Here is a 6,776-nt window from a genome sequence, read left to right on the forward strand (position 1 = left end):
CGGCCGGCCGGGCGGGGCGGGGGTGGGCGTGGCGGTGAGCACGCCGATGGTCGTCTCGACGGCGTCGAGTGTCTCGCGGTCGCGCAGCAGCTGCGCGTGGCTGGTGTCGACGGCGCGCAGGGCGGCGTCCAGGTCGCCCCGGACGGCCGCCCGCATGATCTCGCCGGCGGCCGCGTACCCGTGCCCCGCGACGAGCGCCAGGTACGCGCGCAGCGCAGCGGCGTGCTCCTCGGTGTACACCCGGTAGCCGCTCGGCGTGCGTCCGGCGGCGGGGAGGACGCCGTCGCGCTCGTAGTTGCGGACCGCCTGGCTGGAGATGCCGTGCTCCCGGGCCAGGTCCACCGGCCGGTAGGCGCGTCCTGCGCTTTGAGGGTTCAGCTCCGACTCCCTCGTGTGGTTGGCGGCGAAAGTCTCAACGGGCGGTTCAACGATACGGTGAAGGTCATGGCTTCTTCATCAATGCCCGCCGCCTGGTCGTTCGACCTCGGCGCCGACGACGTCGCCGAGCTCGTCCTCGCCCTGCCCGAGGTGGCCGTCGTCCGGGCGGACGAGGCGTCCGGCGCCCCGCGCTCCAGTTGGGGCGACCGGTTCTTCTTCGTCGGCCCGGACCGCCGCCGGCCGTTCGCCACCCTCGTCGGGCAGGACACCGCCGGCTTCGACGAGGACTCGAAACTCGACCGGCCCGGGGTCTTCCGGCTCAACCTGGACCTCGGCCGGGAGGAGTTCGAGCGACTGTTCGGCTACCCGCCGGCACGGTCGGCCGAGCACCGGTCCGAGGTCGACTTCACCGCCCTCGACCAGGTCGTTCCGCATCCCGCGTACGGGACGCACGGGTGGGCGTGCGTGCTCAACCCAGGCCCGCGCAGCCTGGCCGAGGTCGACCGGTTGCTCGCGCACGCGCACCAGCGGGCGCTGCGGCGGCACCGACGCTCGCTCGACCGCCGCCCGGCCTGAACCCGTCGCCGGCGACGTCAGTGGTCGGATCGGTCGCGGGGCTGCGGGACGCGTACCGACGCCATGCCGGCCGCGGTGGCGGCCTGGATGCCCAGGTCGGTGTCCTCGAAGACCAGGCAGGAGCGCGGGGGTACGCCGAGCTGCTCCGCCGCGAGCAGGAAGGCTTCCGGGTCGGGCTTGGCCCGCGTGTAGTCGTCGGCGCAGACCAGCACGTCGAACCGGTCGAGCAGGCCGAGCGCGTCGAGAGAGGCGGTGACCGACGCCCGGGTGCTGCCGGAGACGACGGCGAACGGGACCCGCCGGTGCGCGTCGTGGATGTGTGCCAGCACCTCGGGCACGGCGGCGAGCTGCGGTAGAAGCTCCTGGTAGTAGCCCTCCCGGCGCTCCACGACGGTCGCCACCGGCATGGCCAGGCCGTGCTGTTCGTTCAGCGCGACGATGATGTCGGCGGTCGGCCGGCCGCCCCACGCGTAGAAGAGGTCCTCCGGGAACTCGCAGCCCCACTCGTCCAGGGCCCGCTGCCAGGCCACGTAGTGCAGCGGCATGGAGTCGACGATGGTGCCGTCGCAGTCGAAGAGGTACGCCTCGAACTCACCGGGGGGCAAAGGCAGGCTCACCGGAGCAGGGTACAGCGGACGACGCCCCGGCGGCGGGCCCGCTCAGTCGGTCGGCCACGCCCTAGGGGTGGTAGCCGCGCAGCCGCGGGTCGTCGGCCAACTCGTCCAACAGGGCGAGCCCCGCCTCCGGCAGCCGGAAAACCTTCCGGGCCTCACGCGGGGGCCGGTTCGAGCGGGGCGTCGCGCCGGTCGACCCACCGCTCGTGGCCGGTCACCCCGATCAGGAGGACGGTCAGCAGGGCCAGCGAGGCCAGCGCGGGCAGCGCCTGCCCGACGGGCAGCAGGGCCAGTGGCACCAGCGCGGCCACGACCTGGGTCGCGTGCACGATCCGGACGGTCAGCCGGCGGAAGACCAGTCGGCTGAGCAGGTAGACGCCGGTGCCGCCGTAGAGGGCGGTGGCGGCGGGCCAGCCCAGCCGGTCGGGATGGGACCGGTCCTCGCTGAGCTGACCGATCACCTGCTCGATGCCGAGCGCGACGTAGATGGCACCGATGATCAGCGGAGAGTGACCGATGCCGTACGCGTCGCCGGCCACCCTGGCCCGGCGCTCGTCCGGCACCTCCCTGACCGCCTGCCGCGCGGCTGGCGCCAGCCGATCGAAGTAGAGCCACCACAGGCAGACCGTGCTGGTCAGGCCGAGCAGCGCCGCCAGCAGGGCCGGGCCGACCGGTGCCATCGACCGTGGCCCGGCGCCGGCGGCGATCAGTGACTCACCGAGCGCGATGATCAGCACCAGGCCGAACCGCTCGGTGAAGTGGTCGACGCTGCGGAGCGGCCACGGCCGGTAGGCGGACGCGACCCGGGCGCCGCCGATGTCCACCAGGAAGGCGACCGTCCAGAGCACCGTCTGGGCAGTGCCACCGAGCAGCGCGCCGACGATGAGCGGGATCCAGGCCAGCGTCACCGGCACCGCGAAGAACCCGAGGGTCCGGCGGAGCGGCGGGTTCGTCGTGCTCGCCCAGAGCAGCACCACGAGCTGTACTGCCCGGCCGACCACGTAGGCCAGAGCGAGGGTGAGGGGCGCGTCGACGAGCTCCGGGCCCTGCTGCCAGGCGTCCGGCAGCACCAGCGCGGCCACGAAGATCGCCGCCATCGCGACCAGGGTGGCCGCGCGGGCCGGACCGACGTCCGGGCGGACCAGGTTTCCCACCCACGTGTACGGGCCCCAGGAGTAGATCAGCAGCAGGAGGAGGAGCAGCCCCTGTGCCAGGGTGAGCGCGGTGGGCGGCTGTGCCATGAAGGTGATGACCCGGGTGAGCGCGAAGACGAAGACCAGGTCGAAGAAGATCTCGAACATCGTGGTCCGGGGCGACTCCGCAGCCGGTGCGGGACGAACGCCGAAAATCCCCCTCATCCTCGCATTCTGCGCCACGCTGGGAACACATCGACGGACGGTTCAGCCGCTCTCACCATTCGGCGCCGCGTAAAGAGCGGGAAAGAACCACTCGGCCACCCGGACGTCGCCCTCCACCTCGATCGCGCCCACGGAGCAGGGCCGAGCGCTCGCGGACGACGTCCATGGCGAGCGCCGCCCGCAGGCGTCCTGGTAGCTCCGCTGTGTCTGGCCGATCACGCTGGACCTGGCGGAGGTCCGCATCCGCTGAGGTCCGCCGTCCCGGTGCGGCGGCGAGCCCATCGCCGCACCGGGACCGACGCGCCGGCTCAGGCCGGAGCGTCCGTTCGCCGCCGGCTCCGCTCGGCCCGCCGACGAACCTGCTGGTACGCGCCGGTCAGCCCCATCGCCCGGCGGACCTCGACCAGCGTCTGCCGTACCTCCTGGCGGGTCCGTTCGGTGCCCTCGACGATCAGCCGGTCGACCAGCCCACGGTCGGCCTCGATCGCCGCGCGGCGCTCCCGGATCGGCGCCAGGAACCGCTCCAGCGCGACGACCAGCCGCTCCTTGACCTCCACGTCGCCCACCCGCCCGGCGCGGTAGCGCTCAGCCAGGTCCGCGACCTCGTCGCGGTCCGGGTTGAACACCTCGTGGTACGCGAAGACCGGGTTGCCCTCCACCCTTCCCGGCACGTCGGCACGCACCCGGTTCGGGTCGGTGTACATACCGAGCACCTTGCGCCGCACCGTGGCCGCGTCGTCGGACAGGGCGATCGTGTTGCCCCGGCTCTTGCTCATCTTGGCCGCGCCGTCGGTGCCCACCAGGCTCGGCGTGTCCGCGGGGATCAGCTCGGGCACCGGGAAGACCGGGCCGTACAGGTGGTTGAACCGGCGGGCGATCTCCCGGGTCACCTCGACGTGCGCCGCGTTGTCCCGGCCGACCGGCACCACCTCCCCCTTCACGCAGAGGATGTCCGCGGCCTGGAGCACCGGGTAACCCAGCAGCCCGTACGGCATCTCCTCCTTCCCGGCGTCCCGGGCCATGTCCTTCAACGACGGCACCCGCTCCAGCCGGGGCACGGTCACCAGGTTCTGCAGGAGGGTGTTGAGGTCGCCGACCTCAGGGATGGCCGACTGGAGATAGAAGGTGGCCCGCGACGGGTCGACGCCAGCGGCGAGGATGTCCGTCACCATCTCGCGGGCGTTGCCGGAGACCCGGTCGATGTCCTCCCGACGGTTCCTGGTGGTCAGCATGTGCAGGTCGGCGATGATGAAGAAACTCTCGTAGCGCTGGTGCAGCCGCACCCGGTTGGCGATGCTGCCGACGTAGTGGCCCAGGTGCAGGCGGCCGGTGGGCCGGTCGCCGGTGAGCATTCGTGCGACGGACATGGTGGTGTGACCTCTCGTGCGGGGAAGGTGGATGACGCGTGGGCGCGCGCCGAGCGGGGCGGGACTCGCCCCCTCGGTCAGCGGGATCGGCTCAGCGAGCCGCCCGCCATCGCGCGCCGGCGCGGTACCGCAGGCCACCGGCACGGAGGACGTCGAGGAGTTGCTCGCGGCCATCGCCGGAGCTGGTCGGGAACCCGGGCACGGGAGCGGGCTGGAGAGCGTCGACCGTGTCGACCGCCTCCGCCGCGTGCATGCCCGTCCGGACCATGGCTTCACGCTACCCGCGGTGTCACGCCTGTGGTGGCCGGTAGCTCTCCGCGTAGTAGCTGCCGACGCGCTCCCGATACTCGGGGCCGGCCGAATCCGGATCGAACGGTGGAGCGTCCTTGATCTCCTGGCGGGTCAGGTCGACGTGCACACTGCGCTCCAGGTGGTCCACCTTCGCCACCGTGCCGGCGGGCAGCAGCACCTTCCGGCCGAGGATCCATGGCCCGGTGTCCACCACCAGGTACCGCGCGTCCGTCTCGTCGCTCGCCTCGTCGATGGTGCCGATCCGCCCATCGCTCGCCTGCACCCCATAGCCGACCAGGTCGACGGGCGTGCCGGGGCCGGGCGCGTCCGGTCCGTCGTCCGCACCGTCCGAGCCGGCCGGCGGCGTGACCGAGGGGGTGGTCTGTGCGTACCCACCGGCGAGGGCGGACGGGTCTCGCCAGGCCCAGGGATTGAAGATCGACGGCTGCACGGGGCACCTCCGGGGACGGTCTTCAGCTGTCCCGTTTCAGGTTGCCCAACCCGTTGCCGTAGGAAACGGTCGCGCAATTTCCAGGTAGCGGACATATGCCGGTGTGGAACAGCTCATCGGTGTGGGGAGCGTCGGTCACCAGCAGGATCGATGCTGAGGTCAGCATGCTGGTGGCTACTTCGCGCCCATCCGCCGCGGGGGTGTTTCGTCACCCGGCACCTCCGGTCGCGTATCCGCCGCCGAACACTCCTGGTCCCGCATCCGGCATCGCCGAAAAGGAGACGCAGATCCACGTACCATTCGCCGGTTCGACGCCGTGCTGGCGCTCGCGCTGGGCCTCGTTGTCGGTCGGGAAGGGCCGACCGGCACGGCTTGTCCGCACTCCCGCAGTCGCGCTCTGCGGGGTCGGCCACGCCCCGGCCGACCAGGGCCTGAGTCCGGGGCGCCGGGACCGGCATCGGCTCGGCGCCGTCGGCACACCGGATTCGGCTGCACGGCCTCTGAGCCGGGCCCCGTCGATCCGCTTCCCTTCGCCCTCGGCATCCAGGCCGGTGACCAGGCTCCGCTGGCATACTCGGGTGCCATGGTGCTGTCGCGGGCGTGGGCTGTCTTCCTGGTCGGGGTCGGGATCTGGACCTGGGTGATCTGGCCGAGATTCGCCGTCGCCATCTGGCAGGACCCGCGCTCCTGGGCGGCCGGCACAGTGGGGGACGGGGCAGTGACCAGCTTCCTGTGGGTGCACGCCCTCCTGATCGTGGCGTCCCTGGCGATCGGCACCACCGTTGGCGCCCTCGGCATCCGTGCCTGGTTCGCCGCCCGCCGGCGCCAGCAGCACCCGGCCGCCTGACAGTCACCCGCATCCGAGTTCGCCGCCGTGCTCCGCCGCCGCTCGCCCTCAAGGTCATGCTCGATCCACGAAGTAGTGGGATCGTCGCGTCACCGAGGCCCCTGTTTCCAGGTTCCAGCGCGATCTTGCGGGTCACGCACGCTCAGGCCGAGGGGCGGATCGCGGTGTGGACGGCGCACGCAGGCGTCGAGCGGACGCGGTTGCGACTACGGCGGCCGCGGCCACCGGCGACGCAGGCGGAGGGACGCCGGCTTCAGCCGTAGCGTTCTGACCTGCGGATACGCTTCTACGCAGCGAGTGTGACGCGGGACGCTTCCCCCGGATTTGACGATCAAACCCACGGACGCGTAACTTTCTCTCTGCCAGCGCGGAACGGACGAAACAGGCGAAAGCCTGAAGGCCGGAGCGCGGGAATGACCGCCGGGTCGGAGGGGTTGTACCCCTCAGAACCGGTACCGGGTGGTGCCCCTGGACTCGCCGCGAGGCGGATTTGGTGCGGCGGAACCAACCGGGTAAGGTTACAGACCGGCAGGGCACCGGGCGAGCTTGCGGGAGACCGCAGCGGCCGGCCTGCCAAATCCGACGACCTTGACGCAGCGGTTCGCTGCTGCGTGAGTGCGCCGGGACCAACCCGTACGAAGCATGACAGACCGGGACACACGGTTTGACACGGCGAAGACGGTGAGGTAACGTAGTAAAAGTGCCCGGCGCGAGTGAGCGGCGGGACACGAACGGAAAGCCCCGAGATGGGCTCCACGGTGTGGGGTTTCTGGTCGGTGTGTGGTTGTTCTTTGAGAACTCAACAGGGTGCTTGATAAGCCAGTGCCAATTATGATTTATACCCCGTGCTGGTCGGGCTTTATGTCTGGCTGGTTTGGGATTCCTTTGGCAACA

General features: G+C 71.4%; 8 protein-coding genes. 2 read left to right on the forward strand and 6 right to left on the reverse strand.

Features of this window, described 5'->3' with window-relative positions; translation table 11 throughout:
- A partial coding sequence (locus DKT68_RS03600; RefSeq protein WP_236646698.1) for a MerR family DNA-binding transcriptional regulator occupies positions 1-342 on the reverse strand: 342 nt, incomplete at its 3' end.
- 102 nt (positions 343-444) lie between these two features.
- Between DKT68_RS03600 and DKT68_RS03605 the strand changes: the two genes are divergently transcribed.
- A complete protein-coding gene (locus tag DKT68_RS03605) occupies positions 445-954 on the forward strand; it encodes a DUF6194 family protein (RefSeq protein WP_236646699.1) in 510 nt (169 codons plus the stop codon).
- 17 nt (positions 955-971) lie between these two features.
- On the opposite strand, the gene DKT68_RS03610 is transcribed toward DKT68_RS03605, so the two are convergent.
- The 5 genes from DKT68_RS03610 to DKT68_RS03630 all read right to left on the reverse strand — a co-directional run bounded on the left by DKT68_RS03610 (position 972) and on the right by DKT68_RS03630 (position 5,035).
- A complete protein-coding gene (locus tag DKT68_RS03610) occupies positions 972-1,571 on the reverse strand; it encodes an HAD family hydrolase (protein ID WP_109816008.1) in 600 nt (199 codons plus the stop codon).
- A 152-nt stretch (positions 1,572-1,723) separates the two neighbouring features.
- Entirely contained in the window at positions 1,724-2,926 is a 1,203-nt protein-coding gene (locus DKT68_RS03615; protein WP_109816009.1) for a low temperature requirement protein A, read from the reverse strand.
- A gap of 308 nt (positions 2,927-3,234) precedes the next feature.
- Complete coding sequence (gene trpS / locus DKT68_RS03625; RefSeq protein ID WP_109816011.1) at positions 3,235-4,293, reverse strand: tryptophan--tRNA ligase; 1,059 nt, start codon at positions 4,291-4,293, stop codon at positions 3,235-3,237.
- A gap of 91 nt (positions 4,294-4,384) precedes the next feature.
- Positions 4,385-4,561 (reverse strand): hypothetical protein, encoded by a 177-nt coding sequence (locus tag DKT68_RS31090; RefSeq protein WP_161556618.1) that lies wholly within the window; start codon positions 4,559-4,561, stop codon positions 4,385-4,387.
- Positions 4,562-4,582: 21 nt separating this feature from the next.
- Positions 4,583-5,035: a PRC-barrel domain-containing protein gene (locus tag DKT68_RS03630; RefSeq protein ID WP_109816012.1), complete on the reverse strand. Its 453-nt coding sequence runs from the start codon at positions 5,033-5,035 to the stop codon at positions 4,583-4,585.
- A gap of 583 nt (positions 5,036-5,618) precedes the next feature.
- Between DKT68_RS03630 and DKT68_RS03635 the strand changes: the two genes are divergently transcribed.
- On the forward strand, positions 5,619-5,882 hold the full coding sequence (locus DKT68_RS03635; protein ID WP_109816013.1) for an SCO4848 family membrane protein: 264 nt from the start codon (positions 5,619-5,621) through the stop codon (positions 5,880-5,882).
- Positions 5,883-6,776: the final 894 nt, after the last annotated feature.

The organism is Micromonospora acroterricola, assembly GCF_003172955.1.
In the GTDB taxonomy this organism is placed as follows: Bacteria; Actinomycetota; Actinomycetes; order Mycobacteriales; family Micromonosporaceae; genus Micromonospora; species Micromonospora acroterricola.

Bases quoted from the DNA above. Each gene is read 5' to 3' on its own strand.
- DKT68_RS03605 (WP_236646699.1), top strand. From the start codon at position 445: ATGGCTTCTTCATCAATGCCCGCCGCCTGGTCGTTCGACCTCGGCGCC.
- DKT68_RS03615 (WP_109816009.1), bottom strand. From the start codon at position 2,926: ATGAGGGGGATTTTCGGCGTTCGTCCCGCACCGGCTGCGGAGTCGCCC.
- DKT68_RS31090 (WP_161556618.1), bottom strand. From the start codon at position 4,561: ATGGTCCGGACGGGCATGCACGCGGCGGAGGCGGTCGACACGGTCGAC.
- trpS (WP_109816011.1), bottom strand. From the start codon at position 4,293: ATGTCCGTCGCACGAATGCTCACCGGCGACCGGCCCACCGGCCGCCTG.
- DKT68_RS03635 (WP_109816013.1), top strand. From the start codon at position 5,619: ATGGTGCTGTCGCGGGCGTGGGCTGTCTTCCTGGTCGGGGTCGGGATC.